Annotated in this window: 11 protein-coding genes; 1 reads left to right on the forward strand and 10 read right to left on the reverse strand. The window is 47.7% G+C overall.

Features of this window, described 5'->3' with window-relative positions:
• Nucleotides 1–88 precede the first annotated feature (88 nt).
• The 8 genes from Pan54_RS08555 to Pan54_RS08590 form a co-directional block, all read right to left on the reverse strand.
• Nucleotides 89–2,233: an SGNH/GDSL hydrolase family protein gene (locus Pan54_RS08555; RefSeq protein ID WP_146503083.1), complete on the reverse strand. Its 2,145-nt coding sequence runs from the start codon at nt 2,231–2,233 to the stop codon at nt 89–91.
• 241 nt (nt 2,234–2,474) lie between these two features.
• Entirely contained in the window at nt 2,475–3,392 is a 918-nt protein-coding gene (locus tag Pan54_RS08560; protein WP_146503084.1) for a transglutaminase family protein, read from the reverse strand.
• Nucleotides 3,389–5,908: a circularly permuted type 2 ATP-grasp protein gene (locus Pan54_RS08565; protein WP_165441675.1), complete on the reverse strand. Its 2,520-nt coding sequence runs from the start codon at nt 5,906–5,908 to the stop codon at nt 3,389–3,391. Before Pan54_RS08565 ends, Pan54_RS08560 begins: the two co-directional genes overlap by 4 nt.
• 190 nt (nt 5,909–6,098) lie before the next feature.
• Complete coding sequence (locus Pan54_RS08570; protein ID WP_146503086.1) at nt 6,099–9,461, reverse strand: transglutaminase family protein; 3,363 nt, start codon at nt 9,459–9,461, stop codon at nt 6,099–6,101.
• 55 nt (nt 9,462–9,516) lie between these two features.
• Nucleotides 9,517–10,506 carry an alpha-E domain-containing protein gene (locus Pan54_RS08575; RefSeq protein ID WP_146503087.1) on the reverse strand — a complete coding sequence of 330 codons (990 nt, stop codon included), beginning with the start codon at nt 10,504–10,506 and terminating at the stop codon, nt 9,517–9,519.
• 142 nt (nt 10,507–10,648) lie between these two features.
• Nucleotides 10,649–12,082 carry a circularly permuted type 2 ATP-grasp protein gene (locus Pan54_RS08580; RefSeq protein WP_146503088.1) on the reverse strand — a complete coding sequence of 478 codons (1,434 nt, stop codon included), beginning with the start codon at nt 12,080–12,082 and terminating at the stop codon, nt 10,649–10,651.
• 228 nt (nt 12,083–12,310) lie between these two features.
• Entirely contained in the window at nt 12,311–13,222 is a 912-nt protein-coding gene (truB, locus tag Pan54_RS08585; RefSeq protein ID WP_146503089.1) for a tRNA pseudouridine(55) synthase TruB, read from the reverse strand.
• 177 nt (nt 13,223–13,399) lie between these two features.
• Entirely contained in the window at nt 13,400–14,773 is a 1,374-nt protein-coding gene (locus tag Pan54_RS08590) for a bifunctional folylpolyglutamate synthase/dihydrofolate synthase (RefSeq protein ID WP_146503090.1), read from the reverse strand.
• Between the two features lie 346 nt (nt 14,774–15,119).
• Between Pan54_RS08590 and Pan54_RS08595 the strand changes: the two genes are divergently transcribed.
• Nucleotides 15,120–15,491, forward strand: coding sequence for a hypothetical protein (locus Pan54_RS08595; RefSeq protein ID WP_146503091.1), 372 nt, complete (start codon nt 15,120–15,122; stop codon nt 15,489–15,491).
• Between the two features lie 340 nt (nt 15,492–15,831).
• Here Pan54_RS08595 and Pan54_RS08600 read toward each other — a convergent pair whose 3' ends face one another.
• Together Pan54_RS08600 and Pan54_RS08605 are read right to left on the reverse strand one after the other, a co-directional pair.
• Nucleotides 15,832–16,650: a PRC-barrel domain-containing protein gene (locus Pan54_RS08600; RefSeq protein WP_146503092.1), complete on the reverse strand. Its 819-nt coding sequence runs from the start codon at nt 16,648–16,650 to the stop codon at nt 15,832–15,834.
• Nucleotides 16,651–16,923: 273 nt separating this feature from the next.
• On the reverse strand, nt 16,924–17,304 hold the full coding sequence (locus tag Pan54_RS08605) for a GlsB/YeaQ/YmgE family stress response membrane protein (protein ID WP_146503093.1): 381 nt from the start codon (nt 17,302–17,304) through the stop codon (nt 16,924–16,926).
• Nucleotides 17,305–17,670: the final 366 nt, after the last annotated feature.

Here is a 17,670-nt window from a genome sequence, read left to right on the forward strand (position 1 = left end):
TGCATTTTTTAATATGAAAGTAGTCAGGTTATATTTGATCTAACCGACAGCAGAGACTGGCACAAACGCAAGCGAGTGTGTGATTTGGCTACTTCGCAGCCGTCAGCTCGGATCGTAAATCGACACTGTTTACGGTTTGCACAGCGTATTTCGATTTCTGTCCACCCTTATCATCAGTCCAGGTCATTGCAGGAACAGGAGCTTCGGGAGTGTCATGATAAGATTGCCCCTGAAACAGTGGACGAGAAAATCGAGCCGTCGATTTCTCGGGAAGCGTGGCCACAACTTCTCCATCACGCGTGATGACAAATCCCTTGATCCCACTTTCAAGATCGGCTTCTGCGGTCCAGGATAACGTCACCGTTTGATTATCATTCGACTTGAGTTGAACATTAGCAGGGGCAGGTGGCGGAGTCGAATCACTGACAGCTGCGGTCTTACGATATTCTTCCATTTTACTTTGCATCTCTCCTTGCCAGTCCGCCAGTGCGAGCTTTGCAGGTCGTAGCTCATCGCCTGCAACTTCTGGAAGACGATGTTCCAGCCAGAAATTGAAGAACGGAATGGACAGATAGCGTGACCCACCACAATCGTGACTGGAGTTCGGGTCCGGAGCGAACTCAAAGAAGTCTGCACCGGCTTCCTGATAAGCAGCCTGCATTGCCTTCAATCCATACCAAGCGCTTTTAAAGCGTTTGTGATCTTTCTCTTTGGCTCCAGGATTGCCCATCATTGGCACTCGATAAATTCCAGTCAGCAGTTCCGGCGTTTCAATATCTCCTTTCGTCCAGTAACCAAAAGCGGTTCCCGAACGAAACCAGATGGCGACAATCCTCTCGGGATACTTCGTCTGCATCAGCGAAGCCCAGAACCCGCCTCCCGAATGTCCCCATAAACACCAGGGAGCGGTTGCGATTTCCCCATGACCGGTTCCGACAGAAAAGTCGGTCAATGCTTTCACAAATTGCTGCCCGGAACCATTCCGGGGATCGCACCAGGATCGACAATTCACGCCTTCGCGTGGCTCGTAGCTGGAACCCATCAAGGCACAATTCCACTTCTTCGCCAATGCCTGCCAGTGCAAATCGTCGGCTGCAGTTCGTCCACCTTCCGAAGCTCCCACGCCACATCCATGTTGATGAACAATAACACCACGAATGGGTTTCGCTTCCTCGGGAATCCACAAATAGTAATCCACATACAACTTCAATGCGTCTTCTGAAAGACTGGCGGGGTAATGGATTTGGTAACGTGTTCCGTTATTCGAACGCTGCTGAGTCGTTTCAGGATTTCGCAATTTGGACACCAGCGAATCTATTTCTACATTCAATTCCTTCGCCTTCGCCTCGGCTTGATCAACGGGCAGTCCCGGTTTTCCGCCCGGTCGCTTGTGACCGACATGAGAGAGGTAGGCATCATGCAAGACTCGATTTTTCTGGCGGACTAAATCGATCAACTCTTTGGGAAGAGGCTCGCGCGACTGCACTCCCCAGGCGGTGAGAATGGTATTGGCAATCATCTCGTGACCAATCGCATTGCAATGCACACCATCGGGAGCCATCGTAAAATCCGGGTCCGATTTCCGTTGTTGTTTGATGTAAGCCGTCAATGGTGTGTGCAGATCGATCACTTGATCGGCTTCTTTCAGCCCCTGCATAATCCATTTGCCATAACGTGTGAGAACGTCATCGTAATTGACGAATGGGGCATAATAGGCATACTCGTCGGCTCCAGCCGGGCGGGTTTTTTCTTTGACCGGCAGCGAGTCAAATGGTGGTGGAGTCATCACCACAACTTTCGCTCCGGCTCGATGCACTTTCTCGATCAATTCCTGAACACCGGCCTGATATTGCTGAAATCGCTCTTCACTGAAGGGATAGTAAATCCCATCGTTCATCCCGTAACAGGCCACAACAACATCGGGTTTGATGATCTCCAGAGCCCGTTCCAATCGCTCCTGCACATTCGGGCGTGGAAACGGATGATCGGGTTCCGAAAGTCCGCAACATGTTTCCGACGATAAACCAAGATTGATAATCTCAGGCATCGGATCAAGTCCTTGAGCCCTGAGTTGGGCTTCGACATGGACGATGTAATCCCCGGCATTCGTAATCGAATCTCCCAGGAAAAGAATCTTTTTTGCCTTCAACGGAAAGGCAACGTCCTCAGCGGCCTGAACAGGAATCGAACAGGTCAGTAAAAACAGACAGCTGGCGAAGCGGATCGCGTTCATAATCTTCCTCAATTTGAAAAGTTGAAATTTCCAGACTTGAGGATATATAAAAGCAAAAGCATGCGAAAGCGTGAAAACCAGACAATTTGACTGGCTCGGCTCCCGGGGCTTTATTTTCCAGGCGAAACCTTTAGGTGCTTCCCATTTGGAAAATTTCACCAGAGCATGTGGGGGTCAGGACTTCAGTCCGTAGCCCACGGCCAGAACCTATCGGCTTCAACCGATAGGAATTCAGTGCTACTCAATTCAACAACGCTGCTTCTTCACGTGTCGCACCGAGATCACTAATCGGCTCGACATCGACTGAGACATCCAGTGCATGCGAGCCCGAACCGATCACAACGCCTTTCACTGGTGCAACATCGCTGTAATCTCGCCCCCAGGCAACGGTGATATGGTCGCTCGACACAAAGATGTTGTTTGTCGGATCGACATCGACCCAGCCGAGCGGACCGCAAAATACACTCAGCCAGGCGTGTGAAGCATCAGCACCGCGTAAACGGGGTTTACCTTTCGGGGGATGGGTTCGCAAATAACCACTCACGTACCGCGCGGGCAATTCAACAGCCCGACAAAGGGCAATCATCAGATGAGAAAAATCCTGGCAAACACCTCGCTTATTCACCAGCACTTCATCGGTCGGCGTATTGACAGTTGTCGCGTGAGGATCGAACGTAAAATCTTCGGAGAAGTTCTTCAGCAAGTCGGCCAGACAGACCAGAACCGGACGTCCTTCTGGAAAAAATCGTTTGGCATATTTAAGTACAGATTCATCATAGTCGTTCACTCGCGGAGAAGCGGCCTGCATTTCGCGAACCTGAAAATCGAATGGGCATGGCTCGCGACCAATATCCGAAACAATCTGATCCCAGGGCAGCGAGTCCGTCAACGCAGGCATTTGTCGAGCATGAACTTCGACACGACTGGTCGCACGAATTTCGAGATGATCGTAGCCTCGTTCAAACGATAAAAAATAGGCAATGTTGCCATAATAATCGGTTCGTCGATCGGATGTTGTCGCCGGAGGTCTTGTGATCAATCGGGAATGTTCACATGTCTGAAATGGAGTTGTGCGCGGAGTCAAATAAACATGATTCATGCCGATGGCAACCCGTTCCGCGGCATCGAACTTTGTGATATGTGTGACACGATATCTCATGAGTTCCGGTTCTCCCAATGATCATCCACCTGTTGTGTAAATTCAGACAACACAAAGAATGTTGAAGTCAGCTGACTCGAAATCTGGTGGATTCGTTTATCCATACCATTGAGAATTTTCTCCAGACCGTGACGATAATCAACCCAGTTCAATTGTCGATCAGCCGTCGGCAAAAGTGATTGCAGTTCATATCGAACACACCGCACGATATCCCGTTCAGGGGAGATGAGTGGTTTTCTGCGATCGCGATATGGCAACTCGGCCAGCAGTTTTCTTAATTCATTGAATTGAAACACGAGTGCATGAGGGTTGCTCGAGTCGGTAACCAGCAAATCGAACACAGGCAACACCGAGAAATTGGCACGATACCTCGAACGATAAGTCATGATACTATTGCAGACATCCAGTAAAGTCACCAGAGGCATCACATCCTTATCATCGACTTTCTTCAGAAATTGACGAAGAATCAAAGTCAGTTGCCTCGACCGCTCCAGTCCCCTTCCAATCAACAGAAAGTGACGTGTCGGGCCATGCACAAGACCATCTGTAATTTGTCCAGAAATTGCCGAGATCTGCAACATCAGACTATTTGTTAAATCCTGCAGATCGCTCAGAGAATGAATTTTCTCCGGTTTGATCGTCTGTTGCATTTGCAATGTGGCACGCCAGAAATCATCGGTCATACGATCCCTGACCAGTGAGGAAAGTCGGATCACATTTTCGCACAACCCTTGCAATTTTCCACTATTCTCATTCTCCCAGATGATCGCAGGCCAAAGCTTTTCCATCCGCTCACGCGAAGGAATAAATTCATCCAGACCTAACGATTCTTCAATACCCCCTTGCTCAGCCAGACACGCGACCATCGGCATGATATCGGTAATCGTCTGCTGTCCAAATTCGCTCAGCATTCGATCAGAGACTTTACGGATCAGCCGTCCCGTAAACTCAAGTCGTTCGATGTATCGTCCCAACCAGTAAAGGTTATCGGCTGCTCGGCTGGGAAGTTGATTGTTCGATCGCTTAATCTCAGGACGTTCCTGAATTTTCGCCAGCAAGGAAACGGGAGGAACCGGCTTGTTCGAGCAAACCCAGACATCTTTACTGCAGTGACCAGCCGAGATGGAGAGCGGCATCGGAGCGCCTCGCTCCTCAACTCGAATCAAACCTCCATTCATCACCTCGTACCGCTCTTTGTATTTCACCGCAAAGGTACGTAAGGCCATGTGACCAGGATGAAAATAATCGCCAATCCAACAAGGAGCTGTCGAACGGACAATTTTTTCCTGAGCGATATAAGACCACGGACGAGCCTCAATTTTCGCCATTAATTTTTGCTGACTCTCCTTGTCCAGATCGCTGACGATAAATTCCTCGCCGCCAGAATGAGCGAATGCAGGCTTGATGACTAAATCATTGAAGTGAACTTTGACATAATCCATTTCTCGCTTTTGACCACACCACCACGTGGCAATTGAAGGGATCAGCAGATCTTCGCCAAGGAAATGCTGACAGATCTTCTTCATAAATGGCATAAACACGGGGGAATCGAGCAAGCCGAACTCAGGGCCATTCAGCATGACCACATTGCGATGTCGCATTGCATTGAGCAAGCCGGAAATCCCATTCGGAGAATAGCCACCAACTTCCAGAGGGTCGATATTCTGATCGGCATGACGGCGAATGATGACATCGACACCAACAAGCCCAGTCAGTGTTTTCAACCAGACATGATTCTTGCGAACAGTCAAATCATCCGCTTCAACCAGCGTGTACCCCAGATACCGTGCCAGAAACACATCTTCAAAATAGAATGGCTCCGTTGGTCCAGCACTCAGGATCACAACCGATGGGTTGTCGCTCTTATGCGAAGATAACTGTTTTATGGTTTCCTGTAATTGAATAAAAAATGGAGCCAGACGATGAACCTGACACTCCCGTAAAAACTGAGGAAGTGTTTTTGATATGACGATCCGGTTTTCCAACGTATAACTGACGCCAGCCGGGGCATTAGCGCGATCTGCCATCACCCACCACTGGCCGGAAGTGGAACGCCCCAGTTCACAACCGTATAGAAGCAGTCCGGAACTTTCCGGTGGCAGGTTATGAAACGAACGCAGAAATTGCTTATTTTTAAAGATCAAATCCGTCGGAATCAATCCATCGGAAATGAGTGTTTGGGAGCCGTACAAATCACGGACAATCGCTTCCATCAACTGAGCACGCTGTGCAATTCCAGCTCGAACTATCTTCCAGTCTGCAGCTGAGTACATCGCTGGCAGAAGGTCGATTTCCCACGGTCGACTCGAGCGGCGGTCATGATCGAACCCTGTGAGATTGACCCCATTCTCCTGCAGGATTCGGTTCGCTGAGTGCAAACGTGTCGAGAGATCAGCCTCATCCAGATTGCCTAACGATTCGAGCAATTTATGCCACTGAGGCTTGATGTGGCCATCTGGTGTCTTGAATTCATCAAACGCTCCCGCAGGTCCCTGATAGGCCAAGAGTCGTTCCATGATATTTCCTGCCGCAACTTCCAATGTCATTCACGAATGCCTTGAGAATACAGATTCGCATTATGAACCGAATTCATCCGAATTCGGTCCGTTCTCTGACATCAGAATAGTGAATCGGAACTAATTTGCCGAGGGTACAAGCAAACCACATTCAAAACCATTTCGTCATGTGTGTCATGACGCACACGATTCACTTGACCTGTCTTCTTAAATCCAGCGTTAGTGGATAGTGCGAATTTAACTGTTCATCTGGTATCTGGATTGTTCCGGGAGTATGACCGAAACGGAAGAAGCGGCAGGCTCGACGACTTTCCGCTTCAAGAGCGTTGATCGGAAAGGAAGTCGGATTCAAACCGCCTGCATTTTCAATGTGATACTGACATCCCCCGACAGATCGCTTCTGCCATTTGTCGACGATATCGAACACCAGTGGCACATGCACAGGAATGGTTGGATGCAGGCAGTTAGGCGGCTGCCAGGCACGATATCTCACCCCGGCTACAAATTCCCCAGTCACAGATGTTGGTTGCAGAGGCACAGCACGCCCATTGCAAGTGACTGCATACCGTTCTGAAAATGCGCCGGAAAGTTTGACCTGTAGTCGTTCGATCGAAGAATCGACATACCGTGTTGTCCCTCCTGTTCCTGCCTGTTCGCCAAGCACATACCATGGCTCAATTGCCTGTCGCAGTTCGAGCAACATGCCATCGTATGTGACATTTCCAATTTGAGGACAACGGAATTCAATATGCGGCACAAACCACTCGTGAGAAATTGGAATGCCTGCGGCGTTGATTTCGTCAATCACGCTACGGAAATCACTCATCATATAATAAGGCAGCATGAACTGGTCGTGCAGTCGGGTCCCCCAATCGACGAGATCCGTTTTATAGGGTTGATTCCAGAACCAGGCAACAAAGGATCTCAGTAACAACTGTTGGGTCAAACTCATTCGCGAATGCGGCGGCATTTCAAATGCACGCAATTCGACTAGCCCCAATCTCCCTGTTGTGGAATCTGGCGAATACAGTTTGTCGATACAAAATTCCGCACGGTGTGTGTTACCCGTTAAATCGGTCATCAAATGACGGAAGATCCGATCCACAAGCCAGGCAGGTCGATCCTGAGAAGCTTCGAGGGTATCCAAAGCAATCTGTAATTCATAAACCGCATCACGACGACTTTCATCAACGCGCGGTGCCTGACTGGTCGGACCGATAAACATTCCCGAAAACAGATAAGACAAAGAAGGATGATTATTCCAAAATCGAATCATACTTCCCAGTAAATCGGGACGTCTTAGAAATGGACTTTCAGCTACGGTCGCCCCGCCCATAACCACATGATTTCCACCACCGGTTCCAGTATGCCGACCATCGAGTTGAAACTTTTCAGTCCCAAGTCGGCACAGGTGTGCAACTTCATAGACCTCGGTTGTGATATCCACCAACTCACGCCAGTTTTGTGCGGGTTGGACATTCACTTCGATCACACCAGGATCCGGAGTGACTTTCATCATTTCGACACGGTCATCATGCGGAGGCAGATAACCTTCGAACACAACGGGATGTCCCACCTGTTCTGCAGCAGCTTCAATTGCAGTTGTTAAATCGAGATAATCTTCCAGTGTACCGACAGGGGGCATAAAAATATGGATATGTCCATCTCGCGGTTCGACACATAATGCTGTCCGAATCACTTGATTGGCTTCAGCTACTGCAGCTGCCTGATTATCGACAATTTTCTGTAACGATTCCTGTGTAGTCCCTTGAGAAGATCGTTTTTGAAACTGTGTTTGAACTTCCTGCATTTCCAAAGCCGTCTGCTGGACAGCATTTCTCAGTTCAACATAACGAGGGAGAGCCGATCGCGATTCAAATGGATCGATCTCGTACACATCCGGGCGGGAATCGTTTGGTTTGGATCGCTTGGGCAGGGAATCGAGTGGCAAACGTAAACCGACCGGAGAGTCTCCGGGAATCAGAAACAGTTTGGGTCCACGAAATGGCCAGGGACCACTTTCCCATTTTGCATTCGCCTGCCACCAGGCGCGTTTGAGCGGCAATACAAAACCAACGGGTTCTGTCACCCCACGCTCCAATGCTCGCGACAACTTGGCGCGTTCTTCAGCATGATTCAAATCGAACTTTCTGGGATCGACATTGACGGGCAACTTCTGCTCATCATGAATGACATTCCAGACATCTTCGTAAGCTGGCCGGACATATTTGGCCTCGACTCCAATATTTTCACATAGAACATCCACAAATTGAGCAGCTAACTCAACATCAGCCTGTTCTTTCGTGTTGGAGACGGCAAACAGATTGTCATTCTGACAGATCGGTTCTCCGTCTTTTCGCCACAAACAGGTCAATGCCCAGCGCGGTAAAGGTTCGCCCGGATACCACTTGCCTTGTCCAAAATGTAATAATGCGCCGGGACCGAAACGGTCTCGCAAACGTAATACGAGTTCCTCGGAGAGCCGATATTTCTCCGGCCCGACTGCAGCCTCCGTCCATTCTTCGCCTTCCATGTCATCGATGGAAACAAAAGTCGGCTCGCCACCCATGGTCAATTTGACCTGGTTCTCATCGAGAATGTTCTCGACCTGATCCCCAACCTTGAGAATTTCTTCCCAGGTTTCTTCGGTGTAAGGTTTTGTCACACGGGGATCTTCATGGACCCGTGTCACTTCCATCTCAAATTCGAATTCGACCTCGCATTTATCAACTCCCCCTTCTATCGGGGCAGCGGAGGTCGGCAGTGGCGTACAAGCAAGAGGAATATGACCTTCACTCACGAGTAACCCAGAGGTTGGGTCCAGACCAATCCAGCCCGCACCAGGCAGAAAGACTTCCGTCCAGGCATGCAGATCAGTGAAATCCTCAGTAGGGCCACTCGGCCCATCGAGAGAGCGAATGTCGGGCGCCAATTGAATCAAATACCCAGAGACAAATCGCGTTGCAAAACCAAAATGACGTAGTATCTGCATGAGTAACCAGGCAGAATCTCGACAGGACCCGGAGAGTTTTTCTAATGTCTGCTCGCAGGTTTGGACACCAGGCTCCATGCGAATGGAATACTTGATATCGTTTTGCAGTTGTTGATTCACATCGATTAGAAAATCGATTGTACGTCGCGGCGTTCGATCAATTTTTCTCAAATATTCAGTCAGGAACGAACCATCTTCTTTAATTGCCAGAAATGGCTTCAGGTCACCCTGTAAAAGCTCTTCGTACTCAAAGGGAAACTTTTCGGCTGATTCTTCGATAAAGAAATCGAACGGATTGATCACCGACATTTCTGCAGTCAGTTCAACCGTGACACAAAGTTCCCGAGTCGGCTTATGAAAATTAAACCGCGCCAGATAATTGCTGTGAGGATCCTGCATCCAATTGATGAAATGATCTTCAGGTTCCACATTCAACGAATAGGACAGGATAGGCGTACGACAGTGCGGAGCCGGTCTGAGACGGACTGTTTGTGGTCCGAGTGAGACCAGTCTGTCATAGAGATAGCGCGTACGGTGCTTTAGCGCAACATGAATGCTCATTCAGAATTCTCTCGTGAGTCGATCTCAGAATTGATCGACAATTGTGGTCAGGGATTTATTGATATTGGAATTGCTGATTTTGCGACTGAATCTGAGAACTACTATTGCAAAAGAATGCTTCTTGAATTGCTATCCCCAGTTCATTCAACTGTCCCTGCAAGCCATCGATAAATTCGTGCAAACCCTGATTCACAATATCGTCATGGGAAAGATAATCCATATTTGTTTTCATTCGTCCGAGCAGCTGTTCAGCCGGATTGGAAAACGCATACGGAGGAGCCCCCGATAAAAAACGCAGGGCGGTATCAGCATTGATCAAACAATAGTGCATCGAACGGGGAAAGAAGCGATCCAGGACAAGAAATTCAACAATTTTCTTAGGATCAATTCGACCATGAGCCCGACGATACATCTGCAGCGCAGACGTCGAATTCAGTAAAGCCGTCCATTGCACTAAATCTAAACTACTCCCCACATCGGCCACGCGAGGAAGCAGAATGTAGTATTTGACATCCAGAATTCTGGAGGTTTTATCTGCCCGTTCTATCAGGCGACCTAATTGATTGATGTTCCACGCTTCACCATGAGACATCGTTAACTGGCTGGCCCCTTCAAAGAGCTGAGATTGATCTTTAACAATGTCGAGCAGAGGCTGAGGGTTGGCAAACGTTGAGGAATGATTCGGGAAGCTGCGAACCAACAAATAAAACTTATTGATCGCCTCCCAAATTGGAATAGAAAGGTTATCGCGGATACAGCGAGCATTCTCACGGGCCCACTTCAAGCAGGAAATGATGGAATTGGGATTGTTTGAATCCAACGTTAAAAACTTAACCACGTTTTCCTGCGAGTAATCCTCACCATACAGTTCTTCAAATTTCTCCTGATCGCCTGTTGTCAGGACGAGCGGCTCCCATTGTGGATTGATCCCACTTTGAAAACCTAACGTCAATTTCTGATTGACATCGATAAACCGAGCAACATTATCGGCTCGCTCAATATATCGGCTCATCCAGAGTATGGAATCTGCTACTCGACTCAGCATCGCTTCACCTTTTCCCGATTTTCCGGGGTTTTGATACGCCGTTGTCTATTGTTGTCTGTGTGGTCGATCAGGCAGGGCCTGATTTATTCTGCATCGACTACGATTTAGCCAGCCAATGCCTGGCCTGCGTTTACAACATGAATTATCCCATTACCCACGTATCTTTACTGCCACCACCTTGAGAGGAATTGACAATCATGGAATCTTTCACCAATGCAACCCGAGTTAATCCACCCGGTAATACATAGATGTCTTCTGGATCAGATCCTCCCAGCAACACAAATGGTCTGAGGTCCACGTGCCGGGGAGCGACTCCCTCAGGGCACATGGTAGGAACTGTTGATAGCTGCAAAAATGGCTGAGCAATGTAATTGCGTGGGTCAGCCAGAATCTGCTGACGACAGGCCTCTAATTCTTCTTTGGAAGCCAGAGGCCCCAAAACAATTCCGTAACCACCTGCTTCATTGGTCGGCTTCACAACCAACTCGTGCAGATTTTTCAGCACGTGATCGCGCTGCTTCGGATCCGAACAGATATAAGTCGGCACGTTTTCAATAATCGGATCCTCACCCGTGTAGTATTTGATAATCTCAGGAACGTAAGCATAAATCGCCTTATCATCAGCCACGCCTGTCCCTGGAGCATTTGCCAATGTCACATTCCCTTTTCGATGGGCATCCATCAAACCGGGAACGCCAATCATGGATTCCTCATTAAAGACCAGAGGGTCAATAAACATATCGTCAATTCGACGATAGATAACATCGACCTTACTCAATCCGCGAGTTGTTTTCATGTAGACGAAGTCATCCACAACAACCAGATCTGTTCCTTGAACAAGTTCAACACCCATTTGTTGAGCAAGAAAGGAATGCTCGAAATAGGCTGAATTGTAGATTCCTGGCGTTAGAACCACTGCCACGGGATTGTCTGCGTGATCGGGAGCGGTCGCCAGTAATGTTTTCAGCAATTGCTCTGGATAATCTTCCACCATTGCGACCGATTGGCCGTGAAACACTTCCGGCAACACGCGTTTCATCACTTCCCGGTTTTCAATGACATACGATACTCCCGAAGGACAACGCAAATTGTCTTCGAGCACATAAATTTTACCATCGCTATGCCGAATTAAGTCGGTACCGGTAATATGAGTCCAGACCGCTTTGGGAGGTCGATGTCCAACACACTGCTGGCGAAATGTTGCAGCGGTCTGAATCATTTCCTGAGGTATAATTCCATCCTTCAGGATCTTCTGTTCGTTATAGAGATCGTCGATAAACAAATTCAAAGAGTGAATTCGTTGCTTCAGACCATTTTCGACTTGCTTCCATTCCTCGTTGCTGACGACACGGGGAAGAATGTCAAATGGCCAGACTTTTTCCTGACCATCCTGATGGCCATAAACGGCAAATGTAATCCCCAAATCTCTCAGCCGCTCTTCGGTTAAATGTTGACGCTGAAGAATTTCCTCATGGCCAAGCGTCGTCAAACATAGCGTAACGGATGGAAAACGAGATTCGAGTTTATCAGTGAGTAATTCGTCGTAACATGTCGGTAGAGCGTAATCCGCGAACATACATTGACCGTCTCTTTCAAATGCTGTCAGTTTATAAATATTAGTCTTATTGTGTCGGCTCGGTTTTGAAAAGCAATATCAATGCCAAAACAACCATGTTTCTTGAGAATCGTTATGCGATAGGGTTTGCCTGAATAGTGGAACTCTATGGCCGACCATTCTTTACGCAGCAGTGCCCAACTTCAGGGCAACTAAAGTCGAAGTTGGAATGACTCCTATGAGACCATTTCAATCGCCATCAAGTGGAAAAACGATTCGTGGCTTTAACAAAGACTCTTCTTGTCGATATTCACAGATAGCAACGAGCGATTCTCCTTCCGCTCCCAGAATCGCAACTTCGGCTTGATTCTCTAAGGCCTCATTGTGGTAGGAGAGCGGTCTTCCGTTTCTAATCCATTCTGCCTCCGACACCGTACATAGACGGAAAGGCAAATGGCGAATCGCTTCGACAGGAGCCGAGACAGATGCTTTATAATTTTCGGTAGTCAAATCCTCGATTGAAATCGCTCTGTCAATCGAAAAGTCTCCCACGGCTTCTCGCGCCAGAGAGGTCATTACCGCTCCACATTCAAATTGGGCTCCGATATCCCGACCCAGAGAGCGAATATAAGTTCCTGATCCACATTCAATAATTGCCTGACAATTGGGCACCTGATAATCGATTAAGTCAAATCGATCAATGCGGACAGGTTTCGACTTCAATTCAAATTCCTGCCCTTTTCGAGCCAATGCATAGGCTCTTTGCCCCTTAACCATCACTGCGGAATACCGCGGAGGCACCTGCTGAATGGTTCCCACGAATGATTGCATTGCTTTCTGAAGTTCGGATTGCGATGGAAACTGGGCATCGGGAACAGGAGTCAGTTCTCCTTCAATATCATCCGTCTGACTGGTGAATCCAAAGCGAAATTCTGCCAGATAGCGTTTTCTCGATTGCTGGACATAAGAAACCAGACGGGTCGCCCGACCGAAGCAGACGACCAGAACCCCCGTAGCCAGAGGATCGAGAGTCCCTGCATGACCACATCGACGGATTCCAATCACATTCTGGACTCGATTAACAACATCCCGAGATGTCCAGCCGGCTGGCTTATTAATATTAAGTAACCCTGAAAGCGGCATAACTCTCTGAGACTTCATTCCTGATTTCAACAAATTATCTATGAACTGGAGCTTTTCAAATACCGTTTTTCTGCGATCTACCGAAGTAAACCGAGTGATCCAATGCCTAAATCGTTCATGCGATGGCACATTGCATTTTGAAATGCTCGAAAATTAATTTTAAGTGTAGCACTATAAAGAGAGACGTGCTTGGGTTTATACGGGAAGGCTTTGGATCAGACTTTCAGGTTTGACAAGGTGCCGTATTTCAGCCGCCAGAAACAGGGAGCCTGAAGCAACAATAATTCCATTTTCTGGAGTCACTCGCAACGCCGTCTCCAGGGCGTGAGCCGGGCTTTCAGTGTTATATGTCACATGAATTCCGGTCTGATTTACGACTTCAGCCAATTCCACAGTTGGTAATGAGCGAATATTCCCAAGATACTGAGTCAGTATAAGAGAGGAAGCGCCTCTTAAAGTTTGGCACATGCCGACGTAATCTTTATCTCTGGAAATGGCGAGAATAAAAGTCACTGGTCGATTGGGAAAATATTCTGGAAGCATTTCCATCAATGCTTCAAACGCAGCCGGGTTATGTGCAGCATCGACAAGAATTGGTGGTGATTCCTGCAGGATTTCAAAACGTAAGGGCAGGGACGCATTCCGGATTCCAAGTTGCTTTTGACTGTTCGTGATCTCATATCCGGATTGATTCAACTGCTCAATACAAGCCAGAGCCAGTGCAATATTGCAGGCATAAATTTGACCGGGTCGAGAAAACTGTATTTCGATTGAGACCGTCTCATGCAAAACGGTTTGCGAGTATCGCACAGTTTGAAATCGATCGAACTCATGCCAGGGTTTCACAATCTCGGCATGAAAATCATGTCCGATCTGCTGGAATGAGCACCCCTTCTGCTGGGCGATTGCTTTTAAGTCCTCGCAAACGAATGGATCGGTCGAGCTGGTGACAACCGGCACTCCCGCTTTGATGATGCCTGCCTTTTCACGAGTGATCGAGGCAATGGTATCCCCGAGCAAACGGGTATGATCCAACGAAATACTCGAAATCGCAGTCACCAGAGGCCGACACAAATTGGTCGAATCGAGCCGCCCTCCCAATCCTACTTCCAACACGGCGAGATCGACTTTTTCTTCTATAAAGTACAGCCACGCCATCGCAGTCGTAATTTCAAAGAACGTCGGCAAAAGTTCAGGCGCTTCTTCCCGAGTTTGCGTCACATAATCTTCCATGCGACTTACCAGCTTCAAAAACCGCTCTTCGGAAATCTGACACCCGTTCACCAGAAACCGCTCTTCAATACGGAACATATGAGGAGACGTAAAAAGTCCCACGCGATATCCAGCCTCGCGAAGTATGGAATCGACCAATGTTGCGGTCGTTCCCTTTCCTTTCGTTCCTGCTATGTGAACAACGGGAATTTGCTCTTGAGGATTGCCGATGGCTTCGAGCAGTCTTTGCATCCGTTCGAGCTTAAAATCATTTCGACCATACTGCCCAACCCCAAGCCGTTCGAAGTTCACGCGGTTATACAACCATTCCACGGCTTCCGAATAAGTATCAATCATCGGGTCATTCCAGGTTATTGAGCAACGAATCACTACGACTTTAATGTGATCTGCAAGGTCTTCGCATTAAGAGGTTGTGCTACGCATGTTGAAATCCTGCAACATGATAGTCGATAACGGGCATCAACGATGATGCAACGATGTTGATATTAGCAAAAATCCAAACGCGGGCGAATCGCTTACGCACTTTCTTGACTCATTTTGCCAGAGAATGGAATCTCCTCTGGGCATGTGCAGTAGGTTTTATCCGTCGGGTGATACTTTCTTACTCAAAGCCGTGTATCAACACACGGCCCAGCCCATCTCTGTTTCCGCTATCTCAAATTAAGGGCCAGCCATGAGCATCATGCAGAATTCCAGGGGTTCTCAGCGAAAAGCTGAGTGGATGAACCGATCTGCGGAAATGGATAAACGATCGGAAAGCAGAATTGATGTCGCTTTTGATATTCGGGTCACTCCTCTGGACCATCAAATGGTTTCTACAGATTTTTCCTTTACAGCCAGATTGTTAAACTATTCAGCCACAGGAGCTTGCATTCAACATCGAGAATTGATTGTCGAGCCGTTCGTTCAAATCGAATGGCAAGCGAAACATAAAGTCCACAAGGGAATCGTTCGGCTGAAATGGTGCCGTGCCACAGGAAATAAATGCTATCTGACAGGTGGTCGAGTCGTCTCGATGGAATCATTCGAAATTCCAGAGGAACTCTGCATGTGAGTCTGGAGGTTTATAGATGGATCGGGATGCTCCCTCTGATCTTCCCAAGTTCGTTATGAATCCCCGTTCCAAAAGGAAACCAGATTTCCAATGTCATATTGAATAAAGATCTCCCGTGTGGCTTCAATTGTTTTTCATCGTTTAACTGTTGCCTAAAGGTCTAATTGCAGTTTGATAAATTTCGTCGGTTTTCAAATTGAACTTGGTTTAATTTGCACAAAAAAAAGAGTGAAGCCCCGAATTGGGTCTTCACTCTTGAATTCAGCAATTGCGTTTTACACCAGGGCAGAATGCTCTGGAGTCAACTCTGCGGACTTTCGTTAAAGTCCACAATTTCAACTTATTGCTTTTTAGCATTCTTCATATTGTTGACCATCGTACGAAATTCCTGGCTTTCCAGTTCAGAATAGTCTGGACTGGTGACCTTAGGAGCAGATTTCAACTGTTTTGAAGTGACTTTAGTTGAAATTGTGTAATCCTGATCTTCATTTTCGGTCAGTTGTAAAGCTTTGAACGGCACGGCGACATAACTTTCGCCAACTCCCAATGCTCCACCAACTCCAATGATAGCGAACTTCACTTTGTGATCAGCAGTATCAACAATCAAATCATCCAATTGACCATTGGTTGTCTCATCGTTGTTGCCAGTTTGAACTGTCACATCGTTAACATTCGAGTAGGAAATCAACTTCCCAGCAGGTTTGTCATTTAACGGTGAATCAACACTGAAGTGCGACCGGTTACGGGTCACCCAGTTATTGTCCATCAGTTCGGCCCGATTTTCCTGCTCCAGTTTAGGAGCCTGATTCAGCTTTTCCTGAGTCATCGACAATGTCATGCGACATTCCCGTTCACCATCTTTAGTAGTGCATTCGCATTTGACAGCTTTGGAGGGGATAGCAACCTGGCTCTGTCCCAGTCCAGCTAAACCGCCAACTCCGACGATCAGATATTGAACTTCTCCCTGGGAATTCAACACAATGTCATCAACTGAGGCGATATGCTCATCGCCTGCGTTATAAATATAGCCACCAACAATCTTTGAAGTTGGCACCAATGCATTTTGTGCTTGTTTTTCAAAAGCCTGCCCGACACTTGCCAGACTCATCGCGGTGATTGCTGCGACACATCCATACAGAAATCTTTTACTTCTCATCATTCTCTTCTCCTTTGAACTTGTGAACTGTGTAGTTAAGAGCACAATTCAGGAGAATGCATGTCCCATGCCAAATACGAATTGATCAGCGAAGAACCGGAAATATCACTGTATTTATAGTGATTTCAAAAAGACTCATCTGCGAAGACAATTTTGATTGAAGATTTAATGACGGCTTTTCGATCAGGCTGAACTTAGAACGATCAAAAAAAAAGTCGGAACCTAAGTAACGAGGATTCCGACTTTTGCAATTTCAAGCAAGCGGTGTCCACGGACTCACGTACCACGAATCATTTTACGACGGCGCCGGGTTCGCCGATAACGATGTGTGAATCGATCGCCATCTTCGGCTTCAGCAAAGAAGCTTCCCGCCAGCAATTTGTAAAAGAACAGAAGTGTGAATGCTCCTCCGGTCGAAACAACAGCCCCAACGATTGAAACAGGACTGACAACCACACCCTGCCAAAAGAAGGCAAGTGTACCGCAACCGATAATGCTTCCACCAATACCCATCATCATAGTCGAGACAGCTCCCCCGGGATCACGCCCGGGCATGATTGCTTTGGCGGCCAGGCCAATTAAAGTGCCAAAGCCAACCCACAACAACATTTCATTGGCGGCTTGCTCGGCTATCGCTAAGATTTGATCCTGCGTCATTTCTGGCTCTCCCTGTCCCGAATGGATGGTTCTGTCTGTTTGCAGTCTCTGATCACGTCTCCCCAGACGTTCTCGCGCTTACTCATGCAAACCATGACAAAATCCCGACTGGTCTGCATTCAGACTCGATTCCTGCATTTTTTCAACATTTCATCGCTCAGACTTGGAGCCGGAGTGAGAAACAGAATAAAATACGCAAACTCGGGCACTAATTTACAAACCGGTCGACAGTGCCACTCCAGGCACCCGTCAATATTTTCCCCGCTGGCCACATCAAGGACGCGGCCTATTCGTTAAGATCGGTCATAATTCTCTGGAAACTTAGTTGAAATTGGAATCCGCCCAGGGTATTGTACCAACGTACAT

Origin of the sequence: Rubinisphaera italica (assembly GCF_007859715.1) — a bacterium.
Classification (GTDB): Bacteria; Planctomycetota; Planctomycetia; order Planctomycetales; family Planctomycetaceae; genus Rubinisphaera; species Rubinisphaera italica.